Genomic DNA, 302 nt, shown 5'->3' on the forward strand with positions numbered 1-302 from the left:
GGCAGCCTCGTGTCAGCTACCGAAAACAGTGGGCGCGCTGGCGGGTGATGATTCTGCCGATATTGCTGATTCTGGTTGCGCTGGTAGTGGAACGGGGCGTGACGTTATGGAGCGTCAGCGAACAGGTGGCGCAAAGCCGCACCCAGGCGGAGAAACAGTTCTTAACGCTATTCCCGGAGCAGAAGCGGATTGTGAATTTACGCTCTCAGGTGACGATGGCGCTGAAAAAATATCGCCCACAGGCCGACGATACCCGGCTGCTCGCAGAATTGTCAGCGATCGCCAGTACCCTGAAATCAGCG

The 302-nt window shown here is 57.3% G+C and carries 1 protein-coding gene; it reads left to right on the top strand.

Annotated elements, in window-relative coordinates; translation table 11 throughout:
- Nucleotides 1–302: GspL/Epsl periplasmic domain-containing protein (locus SB756_RS29150; RefSeq protein ID WP_410913008.1), on the top strand; the 302-nt coding region annotated here is incomplete at both ends.

The organism is Pseudomonas sp. SIMBA_068, assembly GCF_046534705.1.
Lineage (GTDB): Bacteria > Pseudomonadota > Gammaproteobacteria > Pseudomonadales > Pseudomonadaceae > Aquipseudomonas > Aquipseudomonas putida.